The sequence below is a fragment of the Candidatus Borrelia fainii genome (assembly GCF_027925085.1).
Classification (GTDB): Bacteria; Spirochaetota; Spirochaetia; order Borreliales; family Borreliaceae; genus Borrelia; species Borrelia turicatae.
Genome location: NZ_AP027070.1, coordinates 676,072 through 695,612 on the forward strand (window position 1 = coordinate 676,072; position 19,541 = coordinate 695,612).

A 19,541-nucleotide genomic window follows, 5' to 3' on the forward strand; every position below is an offset into this window, starting at 1 on the left:
GTATTAATTATATTATATTATTGTTATAGTTTAATTATATATAAATTTGTTTTTTACAAAAGAACAAAAAGGTTGGAATTCTTGAAAGGGTTTTTAGCCATAAGGCTGTCTAATGATGAATATTTTTCAGTTTTAAGTTTGGATGATGCTGATGTAAAGAGAGTGGTATTAGGTAAAATTGCAGATGAAACTAATGTAAGATTGGATTTTTATGTTAGTGAGCATGATGACTTTTCTAATTCTGTTATTATTGGGTCTTTTTTCTTAGATAATCTTAGGAAAGAGAGTGTTGATATAAATGTTTATTTCAAAATAGATTCTATGATGCTTTATGTTTATGGTGAGTGTGATGGAATTGTAAATAAATCTAAGTTTGATTTAAGTTTAATTAATTTTGCTGTAGGTTCAGAAAAAATTAATGATTTAGAGAGTAGTGCTAAGTCGAGTGATTTGCCCGTTGGTTTTAGTGGTGTAGAGCGTAAAGAGGAATTTGTTGAAGAATTTGGCAGTGTTGCTGGGCGGCAGTATGATTCTTTAGATGGTAATTTGGATAATTTTAATGATTTACCTAATTCCCAAAATTTGTCTGCAGACGAAAAGCTTTTTAGTAATGAGAATAATTTTAATTTATTATCGGATTCTTTAAATCCAGATAATGGTACATTGGTAAGTGAAAATTTTGATTCTGATTCTGATATTAATTTAGAAAATTTTGATTTTGGGCTTACAGGAGATGGGTTTGAGAATAATATTGATGGAGGGAATGAAATTGAAGAACACGTCCTTGATGATAAAGATACTGTTAGTCGAGATGTTTTCGATTTAGATAACGTTTCTGTTGATATTAGTGATTCAAATGATGCCTTTAATAATTCTGCTGCTAATGTTGTTAAATTAGTTGAAGATGAGGACACTGATTTTAAGAGTGTTAATGTTTATACTCTTCAAGATTCTTATTCTGATAATTGGAACGTTGAGGACATTATTACCGATCTTGATAATGGATCGGGGGAGCTTGAACTTGATGATGTTGCTTTGGATTTTGGTAAGGAGGATTTTGCTACAGATATTGAAGAGAGTTCATTGGATTTAGATTCGGAAGAAGGTTTGATGCAAACTTCTATGCTTTATTTAAGTCTTATTTCTTTATTTTTTTTGATATTTTTTTCATTGTTTTTGATTTTTTCTAAATTATTAAATCATAGAAATTTTGCAATTTATGATTGTCCTTTTTATAGAGAAGAAAAAATTACTAAATGTGAAAACAGTAATTATGTTTAAGCAAATTATTTGTTTGTTCTTATTAAGTTTATTTTCTTGTTTTTTGGGAAAAGAGTCTTTAAATAGCAATATAGTTAAAAGGAATGTTGATAATTTTGATTTAAGTCATTTGAATTGGTTATGGAATTTTGACTATGTGGGAAAAAATTTCGATGAATATTTTGGCATAGATTCAAATTCTTATGTGTATATTGCCTATCTTTTTAAAAAAATAGGATATGATGAAAAGTTTAAGGAATATATGTATAAGGCAATAAAGAGTAGCAATGATATTGCATCTCAATTTGCTGGAATTAAGCTTCTTGAATATTATAATGCTAGAAAGGAATATTTTGAGGCTGAACTTGTTGGACGCAAACTTTACAAAAGATATGATAATAATAAATTTATTATATTAGGATATTTTAAAAGCCTTTATTGGCAAAAAAAAAATGATGAAGCTCTTTTGGTTTTAAATAAACTTGAAAAGATGAATTTTGCACAATCTCAAGAAAATGAAAATCTTTTATTTAAAGCAGTGCTTTATTTTAATGCTTCTGATATTAATTCATCATTGATTTATTTCAGTAAATTATTTGAAGAATTGCCAGCAGAATATTTACACGTAAGGGCTCATGATTATCTTGTTCTTGAAGAGAGATCCAGTCTTTTAAGTTCTGGGTTTTTTAATCTTGTTAAGTTTAAATCCTTGGTAGCTAATGGAGATTTAAAAGGCGCAATCAGTATATTAAATGATGATTTTAAGAAATATTATAATAATTTTGTATTTTTAAATGATGTTTATAAAGCTTTTCTAGGTTCAGGCTATATTAGCAAGGCGTTGTCTTTTTTTAGTAGTTTAACTAGTGTTTATAAGGATTATTATTTAGGACTTATTAATTTAAGATTAAAAAAAGACATAGGGTTTTTTATTATAGTTAAATATTTAGAAAATACTTCTCTTGAGAATGAACCTTATAGGTTAGACATACTTAATGAAATTTTTGGCAATTTAATATTTCTGCAGAATACAAGAAATTATTTTGCTCAAAATGTAGCTAGATTTTATACAAATAAGGATAGGAATAATCTTGGCTTTATTAAGGTATTAAATGAATATATTCTAGAGGCTGTGCAACTTAAGGATTATGATAATTTATATGCACTTTATCATAATGGTCAAAATATTATTGATAGTGCTGTTTTATCTAAACTTGCCTTTATTAATGCAAGGCTTATACATCATAAATTTATTGCTCCTAAGTCAAGAAATGAGTATAACGAACTTTTGAATTTTTCTATTAAGTATAATCGGATATCCTATGCCTCATTTATGAGCAAATATTTGTTGAATCAAAGTATTAATGATTTTTTTGGAAATGATTTAAATATTCATTATGATCAGTCTGATTATGAAAGGTTTTTAGAAGGGTTTTTAAAATTTAATCTGCATTCTTATGTTAGTGCTTTTGTTGCTAGTGATTTTAATAATGGTTATAGGTTTTCTCCCAATTTTTACCGTAATCTTTACGATGAACTTGTAAGGCATGAATATTATTATGAATCTACACTTGCTATTAACTATCTTGTAAGACAAGATAGCTCGGCTTTAAATAGAGGTGATTATAAGCGTCTCTATCCGTGTTTGTATAATGATTTAATTAGGTATTGGTCAAAGAGACGGAAACTTGAGCCCAGTCTTGTGTTTTCTTTAATAAGGGCTGAGAGTAGTTTTAAAGGAAATGCTGTGTCTAAGCCTGGTGCTATTGGACTTATGCAGATTATGCCTTTAACATCAGTTGATGTTTCTAGAGAAATTAAATATTATGATTATGATTTGAAACAACCAAAAGATAATGTTATTATAGGAACTTATTATTTAAGTAAAAGGATAAAAATGATCGGAGAGGTATATAAAGCGCTTGCATCCTATAATGGTGGCATTGGAAATGTGCGTAAATGGGAGAGAGATTATGGGCATTTACCTAAGGAGCTTTTCATTGAAGCAATTCCTTTTGGGCAAACTAGAAATTACGTTAAGAAGATATTGGTTTATTGTGTGTTGTATGATGCTTTATATGAGAGTAAAGGAATGGATTTTATTATAGAATATATTATGGGTAAATTCCCCAAAAGTTTTTAGGTTATTGAGAACTGTATGGAAAATGTTTTAAGAGTTGTGATTTTAGGCTTTGTTCAAGGAATTTCTGAATTTTTGCCTATATCTAGTTCAGGGCATTTGTTGCTTTTAAAAAAGTTTATGCATATTGATCTTCCGATTGTATTTGATATTTATTTGCACTTTGCAACTGTTTTGGTTGTAATAATTTATTATCGCAAACGAATATTAGAACTTGTGGTAGTTTTGGTAAAATTTGTTTTAAGAAAGACTACCAAGTTGGATTTTGCAAAGTTGAGATTAATATTACTCATATTAATAATTACTCTTATTACAGCATTTGTTGGAATTTTTATAGAAAATTTTAAGGAGTTATTTACTCTTGATTTGGTTTTAGTTAATTTTATTTTGACAAGTATTTTATTGTTTTTGCTTGAATCTAAGATTTTAGTTTTTGATTTTAAAAAAAATATCTTGATTGCAGGATGTTTAATTGGGACTATGCAAGGAATTGGAGTTATGCCGGGTATTTCTCGTTCAGGAATTACAATTTTTGCTTCAGTTTTGCTTGGGTTTAACAGGTTAGAGTCATTTGAGATTTCGTTCTTATCTTTGATTCCTATTGTTTTTGGAAGTTTACTTTTAAAGTATAAGGAGTTATTTGAATCAGATATGCTTTTTAGTGTTTTTGAGATAAACTTGGGGGCCTTTGTTGCTTTTATGGTTGGATTATTTTCAATTAGTTTGTTTGTTAAAATGCTTAAGGATAGTAAACTTTATTATTTTTCGGTTTATTTAATTATACTTGCAAGTTTAGTTTATTTCCTTTTTTGATTTTAATAGAGGTATGAAAAATTTTTATCATTATTTCCATTTTTTGTTTTTTTTTATGTTGGCTGTTATATCATTCTCGCTTTTTGTTGCTTTAACCCCTGTAGGAAATATATTCGTGTTTTTTGTTTTTAATCTCATAGGTCATATGCTTCTAAATACTTTTTCATTTTTATCATTTTATCTAATACTTTATCCGCTTGTAAATTGGTATGTTTATCGAAAAAATATGTTTAACAAGAAATTTGTATTTAATTGGAATTATACGGTTATTTTATTTTTTACACTGACATTTTGGTTAAGAATTAATTCTGATCTTGAGGGTTCTAATTTTATTAATTGGTTTTTGAGTAATTTTGGGATTATGCTTGGCAATTTTTTTGTTTTTCTTATTTTAGTTTTGGAACTTGTTATTTGGATTTACTTAAATTATATTTTTTTTAAGGATGCTAGCTTTATTTTAAATACTTTTCATTTTATAGTTTTTAAGTTGAAAATTTTGTTTGAAAGTATGTTTGCTTTTTTACCGTTTTTAAGTATCCTAAAAATTAAAAAAAATATTAAAGTGTATAAAGATTGTGATGGTAATTTGGATGCAGCTAAGACTTTTGATAAGGAAGATAATATCATTAATGATGAAGAATATCAGGCTTTATGGTCTTTTAAAACCTTTTTAAGAAAACCTAATAAACCTTTAGATGTTAATCTAGATAAAACCATTTTTTGTCAATCAGGGACAAGTGATGACAACTTATCGGAAGAGCAATCGTTTCAAGATTCTCAGTGTGATCTAAACCAGTATGATCTAAATATTACAGATGATTCTAAGTATAAAGTATTAACAGAATTTGAGGATAATAAGTTAGTGTCTAGTGGGAAAATTAAGGTTAGTGATATAAGGCATAAGGGCATAATAAGTAATCTTGTTAAGATTGATTATGGAAACTTACTAGTAGGTGAGGGTAGTGATAATTACTTAATAGATATTTCTGTTTTTGATCAAAGAGAACCTAAAAGTGAAACTGAAGATGTTGAATATGATCGAGAAATTCAAAAACAATCGATGATTTTACAGGAAACTTTTAAAGAATTTAATATTAATGCTAAGCTTATTGATGTTATTAAAGGACCCGTTGTTACAATGTATGCTGTTCGTCCTGATAAAGGTATTAAGCTTTCAAGAATAACTTCTATATCTGATAATATTGCCTTAAGGCTTGCAGCGGTTCGGGTTAGAATTATTGCACCAATCCCTGGTAAAGAAGCTGTTGGGATTGAAATTCCTAATAAAAGACGAAAATTTATTTTGATCTCAGAAATAATAAATAGTAAAGAGTTTCAAAGTGATTTTAAAGTGCCTTTTGCACTTGGTAAAGAAATTAATGGAAGTAATGTTGTTTTTGATCTTATCAATGCTCCTCATCTTTTAATAGCAGGTGCTACTGGAGCTGGAAAATCGGTTTGTGTGAATTCGCTGATTGCTTCAATTATTTTTTCAAAATCTCCAGATGATGTTAGGCTTGTACTAATAGATCCTAAAGTGGTTGAGCTTAAGCTTTTTAATGATATTCCACATTTGTTAACCCCGGTTATTACTGATGTAAATAGAGCCTTGGAAGCTCTTCGTTGGTGTCTTGATGAGATGGAGAGAAGATATGTTCTTCTTGATAATTTTCTTGTAAGAGATATTAATGCTTATAATAAAAAAATACTGGAAGAGGAGTTAAATGAAGCCCCATTACCTTATTTGGTAATCATTATTGATGAATTTGCAGATTTGATTCTTTCTTGCAGAAAGGATTTAGAAAATTTGATTTCTAGGCTTGCAGCTATGGCTAGGGCTGTTGGAATGCATTTAGTTCTTGCTACTCAAAGACCATCTGTTGATGTTATTACGGGGGTAATAAAGGCTAATTTTCCTTCAAGGATTTCTTTTATGGTTGCTAGTTCTATGGACTCAAGAATAATTCTTGGAGCATCAGGTGCTGAAAAACTTTTAGGAAAGGGTGATATGCTTTATGTTAGTCCTACTACACCTTTTCCTCAAAGGATTCAAGGTGGATTTTTGAATGAAAAAGAAGTTTGTAGATTAGTTGAAGAAGTGAAAAAATTTGGTACCCCGAATTATATTGATGATGAAATATTTATTGATAGTGTTGTAAGAGCTGATACTGTGGTTCTAAATCCTTCAGATGAGCCCATGTTTGAGGAAGCTCTTGAAATTATTCGTTCTACGAAAAAAGCGTCTGCGTCTTATCTACAGAGGCGTTTAAAGATAGGATATAATAGAGCTGCACGAATTATTGAGCTTATGGAAGAGATGGGATATATAGGTCCTGTAAATGGCTCAAAACCACGAGATGTGTTTATTTAGATATTAAAAAGGACATTCAATATGAATATCCCTATTTTATTGTTTCCCGATTTTTTGTTTTAACTTTCTTACTTTTTTTGCTTGTTTTCTTTTGAATGCTTTTTCTTTTTTAACTCGAATGGTGGATGGTTTTTCATAGTATTCTCTTCTTTTCCATTCTCTAATTATTGCTTCTTTTTCAATCATTCTTTTGAAACGTTTTAGTGCTTTTTCTAAGCCTTCATTTTTGTCAACATTGACAGTTATCAAAAAAATCACCCCCTTGTTTTTACTCTATCCTTTTAGTGTTATTGATTATTTGATTTTTGTCAATAAGCATTTGTTCTAAGAAAAAATCTGGGTTTACTGCAACCCCATTAATTCTAACTTCAAAATGTAGATGAGGTCCTGTTGAAATTCCTGTGTTGCCAACATGACCAATGTATTCACCTGTATTTACTATTACATTCTCTTTAACTCCAAATTTTGAGAGATGTAAATAAATTGTAAATACTCCTGGTAAATGTTGAATTATTACGGTTTTACCAGTAATTTTTCTATCTCTTGCGAATACTACTTTGCCTCTACCAGCTGCGAAAATAGGTGTTTTTTCTCTCTTAAGTGGGGCATAATCTTTTCCATTATGTATTTTGTGGTTTGATATTTTTTTATTGTCTTGCATATAAATTCTTTGTTCTCCGTAAGAACTAGTTATTTTGTATTGATCTTTGATTGGATAAACCAATGTATCGTAGTGATAAATTGTTGTATCTCCTATATTGCCAATTATATTCCATAATGTGAGAGCTTGTTTTTTCTCTTTAGGTGATTGTTGACTTTTAATAAGCTTGGATTTGTTTTTATTAAGCTTGACTGTTGTTTTTTTAAATTTGAGTTTTTTTATCTCTATTTCTTTTATGTATGTTTTATGTTCAAATTCTATTTTAATTTTCCTTTTTCCTTCTTTGATCATTGGTGTAATTCCTATTAGTGCTATATGGTATTCTCTGTTTCCTACGTTGAATTTAAAAGGAGATGCACTTAAAATAGGTTTTTGATTTGTACCTAGAAGAGATAGTTTTTTGAAATTTTTGTTGCTTGCAAAGTAAATATTATCTCCCTGGAAAGTTTCTTTTTTATAGTAACTTTTTATGGTATCATTATTTATTGCATTGATGTTAAGTAATCCTGTTATGAATGTAAACAAAAGGCTTTTGGTATTAAGCACTAATTTTATCTCTTTTTGATATCAATAATTTTTAAAATTTTATCGTTTTGATTATAAAGATCTTCATTAATTGTACATATTATGTCTATATTTTGGCCATCTTTGATACCGAGTTTTTGGATACTTTGAGTTCCATTAAAGTAGATAGCTTTATAATAATCTTTATTGTTTTTGATTTTCATGCTTATATGTTTTGAATTTCCATTTTTATCAATTGTTCTTAGGTCTTGAATATATACGTTTTCCATCATAAAAACAAATTCTCTAAAACCATGTCCGTAAGGTTCAAATAAGTTTACTATTTTAAAAAGTTCTTTTTTATTAAAGTCTTTAGGTATAATCGCATCTATGAGTATTGAATCTTCATATAATTCTTTGTATTCTATCTTTTCAAGGGCGTTTTCAAGTTCTTTTATAAATTCATTTAATACACTCTCATAAAGAGTAAATCCGGCAGCGGCTTTGTGTCCTCCAGAATTTATTATTAAAGAGTTTGGTATCATTGAAATTAATTCTTTTGAATTTACTTTATTGTTTGATCTTATGGATCCTTTAATTATATTTTCTTGTTTTGTTAAGAAAACAGCAACTTTTTGATAATAAGTAGAAAGTCTTGTTGCCATTCGAGAACTAATTCCTTTTGGAGTATGTTTGTCATAACATACTATGAATTTATCATTTTTGAAAATAATATTATCATTATGTGTATTCCAAGATATATCTTCTTTGCGTTTTCTTAAAATATTTATGTTTTTAATTTCTTTAAACTTATTTTCTATTTGATTAATATCTTCGGTTAATAAAAATTGAATTGTAATATCTGCTTTTTCAAGTCTTCCTGTTGAATTTAATATTGGGGCAATTTTAAACGCAATATCTGTTGCAGTGATCATTGGTTTTGTTAGTATATTGACCTCTTTTAATAGATAATTAATGGATATGTTTTCTCTTAGTGCGATTTCTTTAAGTCCTTCTCTTACAACTATTCGATTTTCATTAATAATTGGCATATTATCAGCAATAGTTCCTATTGCGACAAATTTAAGTCTCTTAAGGCAGTTTTTTAGTAAATCTTTATTTATTTCAAGTATTATGTTATAAAATATATAATATAGTTTTTCTTTAATATTAATTTCTCTATATTTAAAATATTTGATAATTTGCATAAGTTCTTTTAGTGTTTTTTTAGCGAATTTAGGATATTTTTTGACAAAATTTTCACTAATATCAGTTGTTTCAATATCGATTTTTTGATTAAAGAATTCATTTAGAAGTTTATTCTGTTCATCTTTATTAAATACAATTATGTATTTATTTTGTGAGAATTCTTCTAATTTATTGATATTGATTTGTAAGTCATTATTGCTTTCTAGAGTTATATACTTTTTAAAAATGTAGTTGTTTATTTCTATTGCATGAAGTGTAATATTATTATTTAATCTTTCTAGGAATAAAAATACTATGTTTTTATTATAAAGATTGGTAGTGGAGAGGTATAGCGCAAGACATGCTTTAAAACTGACATAACATCCAGCTATTTCTTTAAATGGAGAAAGGTCACCTTTTAAATGAGGGTCAATAATTATATTTTCTATGTCAATGTCTTTGTTTGGAAGATGATGATCTGTAATTATTACTTCTATGTTTTTTGATCTTGCATAATTTACTTCTTCAATGTTAGAAATTCCACAATCAACGGTAATTATTATTGATATTTTATCTTCAAATGCCTTATCAATGATCTCTTTTGTAAGGCCATAGAATTCTCCATTAGAGGGTATTTTATAGGTTACATCGATTCCAAAGTCTTTAAGGGTTTCATACATTATTATTGTAGCTGTGATTCCATCGGCATCTTTGTCCCCAAAGATTAATATATTTTCTTTTTCTGTAATGGCTTTATTCATTCTGTAAATGAATTTGTTTATATTTTTTAATAGAAATGGATTGTGCATTAAATTTACGCTACTTTCAATAAAAAATAAAAAGTCTTCTTCTTTAATTTCTCTTCTAAGTAGCAGTGTTGCTTCAAGAAGACTAATATTATATTTTTTTGCAATATTGATTATATTTTCTTTTTTGATGTCAGTTTCTTTTTTTTCCCAAATTTTCATGTCTTATTCCAGTTTGCTTTATTTAAAGTAGCGTTTGTTCAAATTCTGTATTGATCTTATTTTTGATCATACTTTTGATAAGTTCTTTTGACTTACTGATTAAATTTACATTTAAGGTTTCTTTGATGTTTTTTTGAGTTGTATATTCTAAATATTTAAAACTACCTGTATTAATATAGTTATTTTGATTACTTGTGCAATTTATGCAATTAAATCCGTTAATGTGGATATCATAGTAGTAATGTTTGTTTATTTGTTTATTACATTGAAAACATACTTTTGATAAGTATAAAAATCCCTTTATTATTAAAAATCTTATCTTGTATTGTAAGTCAATTAATTGTGCTTTTTCTAAGCTTGCGGTGTTTAGTATCTTTGTTGATTCGGTAAATAACTTAAAGCATTCTCCATTATCAAAGCTTAAATTAATAAGCTTGACCCAAAGATAAATAATTATTAGTTTTTCATAGATTAAATCTTGCATTATAAATTCTTCATCATTAACTTCTATTATTTTGCATAAATTATTTTCTTTGACTATCTCAAAATTGGCCTTTACTAGGTTATTGATGTTTGATTTAAATTTTTTTATAGTAGAATTATAAATTATTGTGTGAATAATTCCTTTTGGATGAAATAGGTTTAATAGAGAATAACTTTTTTTGTGATATAAATTTGTTATGATAGCATTAACTTTATTAAACCGCATTATAACTATTGTATAATAAAAGAATTCATTGTTAAATAAATTCTCAGAAAAATTTTCTTTTGTTATAATGAAGCTTAAGGAGATTGGATATTCTATGGAAGAAGTAAAAAATACTGTTTCTAAGGGAAAGAAGCGTTCAAAAAACTCTGGGGGCATTTTGCCGCATTTTGATAAACCTGTGAGATTACCTTTAATTGCGGTACCATCACATCCTGTGTTTCCAGGTATGTTTATTCCAATTGTTATAGTCTCTGATACTGATATGAAGGCTGTTGATTATGTGATTAAAGGTAATGGCATTATCTCCTTATTTGTATTACGTGATAAATTTTTAGAAAAATCAAAAAGTAAGAATGATAAATTGATTATCAATTATAAAAAGGATATTTATTCTGTTGGTATTACTGCTAAAATAGTTAAAAAAATTAATCTTCCTGATGGTGGATATAATATTTTTGTTTCAACTATTGATAGAGTGAAGTTTGTCAAGGTTGTTCTTAATGAAGATTTTCCAATAATTGAAGTTGAGTATTTAAAGCAAATTCCGATTAAAAAAGATGATATTCAGTCAAAGGCGGTTTATGGTAGTATTTTGCTTAGAACTAAAGAAATATTCTCACATAGAAAGATGCCTGAATTTCAATTAAATATGGTTAACATTGAAGATAAGGGTAGATTATGTGATGTTGTTGCAGGAATGCTTTCATCTTCAAAAGATGCTCATCAAGAAGTGCTTGAAACTTTAAGTGTTAAGGATAGGCTTAAAAAGGTCTTGGAATTGATTTATGAAGAATTAAATTTAATTGAGATTCAAAATAAAATTGCTAAAGGCATTCAGGAAAAGTTAGAAAAACAGCAAAAAGAATTTTTTTTAAAGGAACAACTTAAAGCTATTAAGGCTGAACTTGGTGTAGGAGATGAAAAGAGTAATGAATTTTTAAAGCTTAAAGCCAAGATCGACTCTTTAGCTTTAAAAGGAGAAGCTTTAGAAGCAGTTGAGAGGGAACTTGAAAAATTTTCATTTCTTGAAAAGCATTCATCTGAGTATATTGTGGTTAGAAATTATCTTGAACTTATTACTAACCTTCCTTGGGGAGAATCTAAAATTAATTTTGATAAATTTAATTTGCAAAGGGCAGAAAAAATTTTAGATAAGACGCATTATGGTATGAGAGAAGTTAAAGATAGAATTATTGAATATATTTCTGTTCTTAAATTAAGAAAATCTCAAAAAGGAGCTATTATGCTTTTAGTTGGACCTCCTGGAGTTGGTAAAACTTCGATAGGAGCAGCTATTGCTGAAGTTCTTAAAACAAAATTTTTTAGATTTTCTGTAGGTGGTATGAAAGATGAGTCAGAGATTAAAGGGCATAGAAGAACTTATGTTGGAGCATTACCTGGGAAAATTATCCAAGGGCTAAGAATTACAAAGACCAACTCTCCTGTTTTTTTAATAGATGAAATTGATAAGGTTTCAGCATCTAATTATGGAGATCCATTCTCAGCTCTTCTTGAGGTTTTAGATCCTGAGCAAAATATTAATTTTAGAGATCATTATCTTGATTTGCCTTTTGATATTTCTAATATATTCTTTATTTTGACAGCCAATTCTCTTGAGACAATACCTACTCCTTTATTAAATAGAATGGAGATAATTCAGCTTTCAGGATATGTTGATGATGAAAAGATAGAGATAGCAAGAAAGTATTTAATACCAAAGGTCTTAAATGAAAATGGTGTTAATAAAGATTCCTTAAAATTTCAAGGTTCAGCCCTTGTTCAAATTGCTAGGGAATATGCAAGAGATAATGGACTTAGGAATTTTGAAAAATATTTAAAACAAATTGTTAGAAAAGTTGCAAGAAAGCTTATTGAAGATAAGTCTGTTAAAGCATACCAAATTTCTAAGGAAAATTTGGAAGAATATATTGGTATTCCTGTATTTAGAAAAGAAGAATTTTTAAATAAAGTCATGTCTCCAGGTATGGTAATGGGTCTTGCGTGGACTAATTATGGTGGATCAACTTTAGTAATTGAAACTGTGAAAACTGAGTCTAAGTCCCCTGGTATTAAGTTAACAGGTAGACTTGGAGATGTAATGAAGGAGTCTGCAAATATTGCGTTTACTTATGTAAATAGCATTAGTAATGAGCTTAAGTTAAATAAGTCTTTTTTTGAAAAATATATGATTCATTTGCATATTCCAGAAGGGGCTATACCAAAGGATGGACCTTCGGCTGGAATTACTATTGCTAGTGCTTTTATATCTTTAGCTCTTAATAAAGTGGTAAGACCTCATTTGGCTATGACTGGAGAGTTATCATTAACAGGTAATGTAATGGCTATTGGGGGATTGAGAGCGAAAATAATTGCTGCTAAACGAAGTGGTATTGAGCATGTTATTATTCCTAAATCAAATAAAGTGGATCTTGATGATATTCCTATTAACATCAAGAATGGCATAAATTTTCATCTTGTAGATAATATGAAAGAAGTTATTAAATTATTATTTTAGAATTTTACTATTTTTTGAGCAGAATTATTTCATTCTGTTAATGTTTCATTTGTTGTCTTTAGTATTTTTACTGTGGGTTTAAATAGGTAAATTAGTAATGGAAGTAGTGTTAATGATGCAAGAGATGTTGTTAACATTGTAAAGGCTATGATTGCGCCAAGTGTTGCGATTATTTTATAAGTAGAAAATATTAATGTTAAAAATCCTATTCCTACTGATATTGAATTTGCAAATATTCCATTAAATACGTTGGGAATTGATTTAATTAAAGCTTTTTTATAATCTTTAGTTGTTTGATAATTTAATATAAATGCATTAAAGAAATGAATGGAGTAATCTACTCCTATACCCATACTAACGGATGCAATTGTTGCTGTTGCAGGATTTAGTGTTATTCCAAAAAGTTTCATTACGGCAAAATTTAAAAATATTGACCATGCTACTGGGATTACAATTATTATTCCGGTTTTAATGGATTTGAAGAATAACATTAGCAATATTGTTATTGCACTTAGTGTTGTAATAATATTTGTAACTTGTTCTACCACCATAGTTTTAGATATTAATATTTTGTCATACGCTCCTGAGAATTTATATTCATGTCCTGGCATGTATTTTTCAATCAAATTGCTTGCATAGTTGGCAAAATTTTTGATTTCTTCAGTTGAATTTTGGTCAGTTCTTACAATAATTGATATTTGAGACCAATCATCATTAATGTACATCTTAGTCATGTTCTTAATAGAATTGCTTCTACTAATTAATAGTATTAATTTATTTAAAATAGCTTGATTTTCAGGAAGTCTATATTCTTTTGGATTTTCTTTTTTGAATTTGAAATTCATCAGTCTTATAATTCCATTTATTGAACTGGCTTGGGTTTTTTTAGTAAATTTGTCCAAATTGTCTGTAATTAAATCCAAATTTTTTATATTTTTTTCATTTTTGAATTCACCAGTAGTCCCATTAATTTCAATTTTAATGATGGATGTTCCCCCTATTTCTTTTTTCATTAAATTGAGTGTTTGTTTGACACTTGTATTTTCTTTAAAATAATCTTTTTCGTCAAAGTTAATTTCTATTTTAAAAAGACCTATAATTGAGATTAATAAAATAATTAAGGTTATGATAGATGAGAGATATTTATTATTTAATATCCATTGTATAACTGTTTGGTTTATCAGTGAAAGTTTTTCAAGAAAATCGTTTTTTGCATTTTTGTTCTCTTTGTTTTTATATTTAAATGGTATATAGGTTAGTATTCCAGGAAGCACTAATAAGGACATAAGCATTGCAATAATAACTCCTGTTGACATGAAAATTCCCATTGTTTTGTATGCCTGAATTGAAGAGCTTGTTAATGATAAAAATCCGAAAGCTGTTGTAAGAGAAGTTAAAATTATTGGTGTTCTTAGAGTTTTAATTGTAGTTATTATTGTCTTTTTAGTGAAAGGCTCGTTTTTAATTCTCTTTGATATTCCATTTATTATATGTACAGCATTAGCACATCCAATTGAAATAAGGAGAACTATCATTGTTGTTTCTGGAACAGTAATGGGGGACATAACAATGCTTTTAATTCCAAATGTCCAAATTAGTGCAAATGTTGCAATAAGTACAGGAATTATTGCTCCCAATACATTCTTTACAATAAAATAGAGTGATAAAATTACTATAAGGGTAGCAAGTGGACCTAACAATTTAAAATCGTCAGCCATGTAGTTAAGTATTTTTTCCCTTACTATAAGATCCCCTGTTAAGTAAAGTTTAAGATCATCAGTCTCATATCTTTTAATTACCGCTTCCATTTCTTCAAGTTCATTCTTTAAACTTCGGCTAAAATTTGTTTTGTCATCTGTTGTTGATATGACTATAAAGTATATTAAAGTTTCATTCTTATTTAAGAATATATTTTTTATGAATGATGATTCATTTACTTTATTTCTTATTTCAGTTATATCTTCATCTGTATATACATCTTTTTTAAATTGTGGAAAGTAAGTGAATATACTTGTAACAGAGTTGGGTGTTACTTTGAGTATTTTAGTTATATCATTTGCTACTTTATTAATTTTTCCAAAGGTTTCTTTATTAAAAATACTTTTTTTGTCTTTAAACATAACTATTGTTGATAAGAGAGAATTACTTTTGTCTATGTCTATTATTTTTTCTGTTTTTGGGATAAGTTTTAAAATATTGGAATCGAATTTTATGTTTTTTAGGAAAAATCCTAAATAAATTGTTATTAATGTAAATATTATTAATATAAAAACTCTGTATTTAATGCTTAGGGTTTCCAAATCCATTTTTGCCTCGTTATCTTGTTACTATATTTATAAGTTTATCTTTGACCGTAATGATCTTTATTATTTGCTTATTTTGTATATTTTGCATGATTTTGTGATTTTTAAGTGCAATCTCTTTAAGAGTGTCCTCATTTATGCCTTTGTTTAATATAATTTTGTCTTTAATTTTTCCGTTAACTTGTAGTACAATCTCTCTTGTATTATCAATAATGAGAGTTGGATCGTATTTTGGCCATTTTGCGTTTTTGAATATACTAGGTTTGTTGCCCATATACTCCCATAGTTCTTCTCCTAGATGAGGCGCAAATGGTGATAGGATAATGGTTAGGGGTTTGAAAATTTCCAAATAATTTTTATCATGTTTTAAAAGTTCATTTATAAATATCATCAATGATGAAATTGCAGTATTAAAATTTAAATTTTCTATATCTTCTGTTACTTTTTTTATTGTTTTGTGAAGTTCGGATATGATTTCTTTTGATGCTGATTCTTTTGTTAGTTCTTTGTTTTTAATAGTCCATATTTTGTTTAAGAATCTAAAAATTCCAATTAATCCTTGTGTATTCCAAGGTTTTGAATCAGTTAAAGGTCCCATGAACATTTCGTAGATTCTCATTGAGTCTGCACCGTATTCTTTAATAATATCATTTGGATTTATTATATTTTTGAGTGATTTTGACATTTTGGCAATTATTTGTTTTAGTTCTTTATTATTTGTTTTGGAAAAAAATTTATTATCTCTCTTTTCAACCTCGTCATTGGGAATTAAAATGCCATTTTCATCTTGATATGCAAATGATGTTATCATTCCTTGGTTTATGAGTTTTTTAAAGGGTTCTTTTGTATTGACATATCCTAGATCATAGAGAACTTTGTGCCAAAATCTTGCGTATAGCAAGTGTAATACTGAGTGCTCAGCACCTCCAATATAAAGATCAACGGGCATCCAGTAATTAATTTTTTCTTTACTTGCAAATTCTTTTTCGTTATTTGGATCAAGGTAACGTATGTAATACCAGCAGGAACCTGCCCATTGAGGCATTGTGTTTGTTTCTCTTTTGTATGTTTTGCCATTACGTTTAACATTTACCCAACTTTGGACTTTTGAGAGAGGCGATTCCCCTGTACCTGATGGTTTATAATTTTCTATTTCTGGGAGTCTTAACGGTAATTCATCTTCTTCTAATGGTATTTCATTTAAATCATCATCAAGTATAATAGGAATGGGTTCACCCCAGTATCTTTGTCTTGAAAAAATCCAATCCCTAAGTTTATAATTAACTTTTTTTTGACCTTTTTTGTTTTTTGTAAGCCATTCTATTACTTTTGTTTTTACCTCTTCAGTTTTGAGGTTGTTAAATTCTTCTGGTGTGTTAATTGAAATACCATTTTCAGTAAATGGTTTTGTTAGTATTTCATTATTTCCTGTTTGAGACACTACTTGTTTGATTGGCAGATTGTATTTTTTTGCAAATTCAAAATCTCTCTCGTCATGTGCTGGGACACTCATTACAGCTCCAGTGCCATAAGTTCCAAGTACATAGCTGCCTATCCAGATTGGGATTTCTTCTTCAGTTATTGGATTAATAGCATATGCGCCTGTAAATACTCCTGTTTTATCTTTTTCAAGAGAAGTTCTTTCAAGATCGCTTTTAAGGATTTCTTTGTCTTTATATTCTGCAATTATAGTTTTAAGTTCATCTTTTGTGATTTCATCTACTATGTTATGCTCTGGTGCTAGTACTAAATATGTTACTCCAAAAATTGTATCTGGTCTTGTTGTAAATACTTTTATCTTTTCTTTATTTGCCTTTATTGAGAATTCAATCTCGGCTCCTATTGATTTTCCAATCCAATTTTTTTGCATTTCTTTAACAGATTCAGGCCAGTCTATCTCTTCAAGATCTTTAATTAGCCTATCTGCATATTCTGTGATCTTAAGAACCCATTGTCTTAAAGGTTTTCTTTTTACTTTATGGAAACCTCTCTCAGATCTAGGACCATCAGGTGTTTGGATAACTTCTTCGTTTGATAATACTGTCCCAAGGTCAGGGCAGTACCATACGGGCATTTCTTTTATGTACGCTAGACCTTTTTTGTATAGTTTTAAAAAAATCCATTGTGTCCATTTGTAGTAATTTTCATCGTGGGTTCTAATTTCTCTATCCCAATCATAGGCAAACCCTAATGCCTTAATTTGTTCTTTAAACTTTTCAATATTTTTTTCTGTTATTTTTTTTGGATGCTCTCCTGTTTGTATTGCATAATTTTCTGCGGGTAATCCAAAACTATCAAATCCCATTGGGTGAAGTACATTGAACCCATTTAATAGTTTATATCTTGTTAATATGTCAGTTGCTGTGTATCCTTCAGGATGACCGACGTGGAGTCCATTAGCTGAAGGGTAGGGGAACATATCAAGAATATAGATTCTTTTCTCTTTTGGAATACTTGGATCTTCAGTAACTTTATATGTTTTATGTTTATCCCAATAATCCTGCCATTTTTTTTCTATTTTGATGAAATTGTATTTAGACATCTGCGCCTCAGTAAATAATAATATTCTATTTAAGGTTTATATAGTATTTTTATATTCATAGTTACTTCGTTGAAAAGCAAATTAAATATTTATCCTTTTATTAATTTAACAGTTTATAACGTTAGATTTTCTCTTAAAGCATGCTGTGGACTGGACTTGAACCAGCATGGGCTTACGCCCACTAGCCCCTCAAGCTAGCGTGTATACCACTTCCACCACCACAGCGCATACATATTATATTTGCTATTTAAAAAGTTTGTCAACTTTTTAAATTTTTTTCTTTTTTATAATGTAAATTATTAAAATTATTATTGCGATGATAAGTGCTATTAGTGATATGATCCTAATTTTAGGAAATATTAATTTAAACGATTCACCTATCTTAAAGCTTAGTGTAAAGTAAGTTGTAATTGATATCATGGCTGCAAAAAAGTCAATTATAAGAAAATTACTGGTACGCATATTGCCCATTCCTGCTGATATAAATATTGCGTTTCTAAATCCAAATGGAATAAATCTTCCAAATAGTAAAGTTAAGCTTCCGTAGCGTTTATAGTAATAGTTCATTTTATGGATCAATTTATTTGTTTGTTTCTTTTGTTTTAAGAATTTGTTAGCTAAAAATTTGCCTATATGAAATGAAATTATATCACCAATATAAGCACCCCAGAAAATTCCTAGGAAGATTAAGATTGTATACTCATTTTTTCGGTTAGAAAGTATGCCTCCCATTATTACTATTGCATCTTCAGAAATGGGAACATTAAAACCTGCAAGAATAAGTAATCCGAAAAATACAATTGGCGAATAAGCTATATTGAGATCTATAAATTCTAGTATGATATGCATAATACCTCGTTATTTTTTTTTTGTCTTATAAGTTAAATATATGCTCATTAAGATTAGATATAGACAATAAAAAATTATTAGTGTTTTACCTATCTTTAAATAAGTGTCTGGCAGCTTTGCAAATGTTATAAGTATTACTGATAGGGCTGCTATTACTGTTACAGGAAGTGTTATATATTTAAATTCTTTTGTTTTTGAAGGGTAGATAAATTTAATTGGTACAAAACTGAAAATGATACATAATAATATTATACTAAGATTTGTGGTTTGTTCTAGTTTGAAGATTATGTTAAAGATTATTAATAAATTCCATAAAGATGGAAAACCTCTAAAGTAATCATCGCTAGTTTTTGCGTCTGATCTTGAGAATTGGTATGCTGATGCCAATAAAATTCCAATGCAAGTTATTATTTTGTATTCATTGCTTATGAAGTTACCGTAATAAAAAAATATTGTGGGAATGAATGTATAGTTTATGTAGTCTACTATATTGTCAAGGATTTCTCCATTGATTGTTGGAATTATTTCTTTTATTTTTAATTTTCTTGCCAGTGTGCCATCAATCCCATCAATTAAAAGTCCAAGAATGGTGAGTTTTAATAAAAGATTATAATCTGTGTTTATTATGGAGATTATTGAGTAAAGACTGACTATTAATCCGGAAGCTGTTAAAATATGTACTAACCAGGCTAAAATAAGATTTAATAATTCCTTCAAA

General features: G+C 28.2%; 13 protein-coding genes and 1 tRNA gene. 5 read left to right on the plus strand and 9 right to left on the minus strand.

The annotated features are described in order from the left end of the window. Window positions 1-81 precede the first annotated feature (81 nt). Genes QMG63_RS03145 through QMG63_RS03160 form a run of 4 tightly spaced genes read left to right on the plus strand, consistent with a single transcriptional unit; the run spans window position 82 to window position 6,584 of the window. On the plus strand, window positions 82-1,281 hold the full coding sequence (locus tag QMG63_RS03145) for a hypothetical protein (protein WP_281861629.1): 1,200 nt from the start codon (window positions 82-84) through the stop codon (window positions 1,279-1,281). Beyond that, complete coding sequence (locus QMG63_RS03150) at window positions 1,220-3,403, plus strand: flagellar assembly lytic transglycosylase (protein ID WP_425592801.1); 2,184 nt, start codon at window positions 1,220-1,222, stop codon at window positions 3,401-3,403. The genes QMG63_RS03145 and QMG63_RS03150 overlap by 62 nt, the downstream gene beginning before the upstream one ends. A gap of 15 nt (window positions 3,404-3,418) precedes the next feature. After that, window positions 3,419-4,213, plus strand: coding sequence for an undecaprenyl-diphosphate phosphatase (locus QMG63_RS03155; RefSeq protein WP_281861631.1), 795 nt, complete (start codon window positions 3,419-3,421; stop codon window positions 4,211-4,213). A 13-nt stretch (window positions 4,214-4,226) separates the two neighbouring features. Continuing rightward, window positions 4,227-6,584, plus strand: coding sequence for a DNA translocase FtsK (locus tag QMG63_RS03160; protein ID WP_281861634.1), 2,358 nt, complete (start codon window positions 4,227-4,229; stop codon window positions 6,582-6,584). Window positions 6,585-6,620: 36 nt separating this feature from the next. Here the strand turns inward: QMG63_RS03160 and rpsU are convergent, their stop codons facing one another. From rpsU to QMG63_RS03180, 4 genes are read right to left on the minus strand one after another with little or no spacing between them, the layout of a single operon-like run. Beyond that, window positions 6,621-6,833, minus strand: coding sequence for a 30S ribosomal protein S21 (gene rpsU / locus QMG63_RS03165; protein ID WP_281861636.1), 213 nt, complete (start codon window positions 6,831-6,833; stop codon window positions 6,621-6,623). A gap of 19 nt (window positions 6,834-6,852) precedes the next feature. Then, on the minus strand, window positions 6,853-7,791 hold the full coding sequence (locus QMG63_RS03170) for a M23 family metallopeptidase (protein WP_281861638.1): 939 nt from the start codon (window positions 7,789-7,791) through the stop codon (window positions 6,853-6,855). 5 nt (window positions 7,792-7,796) lie between these two features. Next, window positions 7,797-9,905: a single-stranded-DNA-specific exonuclease RecJ gene (recJ, locus tag QMG63_RS03175; protein WP_281861659.1), complete on the minus strand. Its 2,109-nt coding sequence runs from the start codon at window positions 9,903-9,905 to the stop codon at window positions 7,797-7,799. 22 nt (window positions 9,906-9,927) lie between these two features. Continuing rightward, a complete protein-coding gene (locus QMG63_RS03180; protein WP_281861661.1) occupies window positions 9,928-10,614 on the minus strand; it encodes a hypothetical protein in 687 nt (228 codons plus the stop codon). A 67-nt stretch (window positions 10,615-10,681) separates the two neighbouring features. On the opposite strand from QMG63_RS03180, the gene lon reads away from it, so the two are divergent. Further along, entirely contained in the window at window positions 10,682-13,129 is a 2,448-nt protein-coding gene (gene lon, locus QMG63_RS03185; protein WP_281861662.1) for an endopeptidase La, read from the plus strand. Between the two features lie 29 nt (window positions 13,130-13,158). Here lon and QMG63_RS03190 read toward each other — a convergent pair whose 3' ends face one another. The 5 genes from QMG63_RS03190 to pcsA all read right to left on the minus strand — a co-directional run bounded on the left by QMG63_RS03190 (window position 13,159) and on the right by pcsA (window position 19,540). Beyond that, entirely contained in the window at window positions 13,159-15,435 is a 2,277-nt protein-coding gene (locus QMG63_RS03190) for an efflux RND transporter permease subunit (RefSeq protein WP_281861664.1), read from the minus strand. 10 nt (window positions 15,436-15,445) lie between these two features. Next, window positions 15,446-17,974, minus strand: coding sequence for a leucine--tRNA ligase (gene leuS, locus QMG63_RS03195; RefSeq protein WP_281861665.1), 2,529 nt, complete (start codon window positions 17,972-17,974; stop codon window positions 15,446-15,448). Between the two features lie 141 nt (window positions 17,975-18,115). After that, window positions 18,116-18,199: transfer RNA gene (locus tag QMG63_RS03200), tRNA-Leu, on the minus strand. Between the two features lie 42 nt (window positions 18,200-18,241). Continuing rightward, the gene (locus QMG63_RS03205; RefSeq protein WP_281861666.1) at window positions 18,242-18,823 is read right to left on the minus strand and encodes a DedA family protein; all 582 of its coding nucleotides are present in this window, start codon (window positions 18,821-18,823) and stop codon (window positions 18,242-18,244) included. Window positions 18,824-18,832: 9 nt separating this feature from the next. Further along, a complete protein-coding gene (pcsA, locus tag QMG63_RS03210; protein ID WP_281861668.1) occupies window positions 18,833-19,540 on the minus strand; it encodes a phosphatidylcholine synthase in 708 nt (235 codons plus the stop codon). Window position 19,541: the final 1 nt, after the last annotated feature.

What these genes read in the sequence shown, in the direction of transcription:
- QMG63_RS03150 (WP_425592801.1), top strand. Translation starts at nt 1,220, where the DNA reads ATGATTGTCCTTTTTATAGAGAAGAAAAAATTACTAAATGTGAAAACA.
- leuS (WP_281861665.1), bottom strand. Translation starts at nt 17,974, where the DNA reads ATGTCTAAATACAATTTCATCAAAATAGAAAAAAAATGGCAGGATTAT.
- QMG63_RS03155 (WP_281861631.1), top strand. Translation starts at nt 3,419, where the DNA reads ATGGAAAATGTTTTAAGAGTTGTGATTTTAGGCTTTGTTCAAGGAATT.
- QMG63_RS03205 (WP_281861666.1), bottom strand. Translation starts at nt 18,823, where the DNA reads ATGCATATCATACTAGAATTTATAGATCTCAATATAGCTTATTCGCCA.
- QMG63_RS03190 (WP_281861664.1), bottom strand. Translation starts at nt 15,435, where the DNA reads ATGGATTTGGAAACCCTAAGCATTAAATACAGAGTTTTTATATTAATA.
- lon (WP_281861662.1), top strand. Translation starts at nt 10,682, where the DNA reads ATGAAGCTTAAGGAGATTGGATATTCTATGGAAGAAGTAAAAAATACT.
- QMG63_RS03160 (WP_281861634.1), top strand. Translation starts at nt 4,227, where the DNA reads ATGAAAAATTTTTATCATTATTTCCATTTTTTGTTTTTTTTTATGTTG.
- QMG63_RS03180 (WP_281861661.1), bottom strand. Translation starts at nt 10,614, where the DNA reads ATGCGGTTTAATAAAGTTAATGCTATCATAACAAATTTATATCACAAA.
- recJ (WP_281861659.1), bottom strand. Translation starts at nt 9,905, where the DNA reads ATGAAAATTTGGGAAAAAAAAGAAACTGACATCAAAAAAGAAAATATA.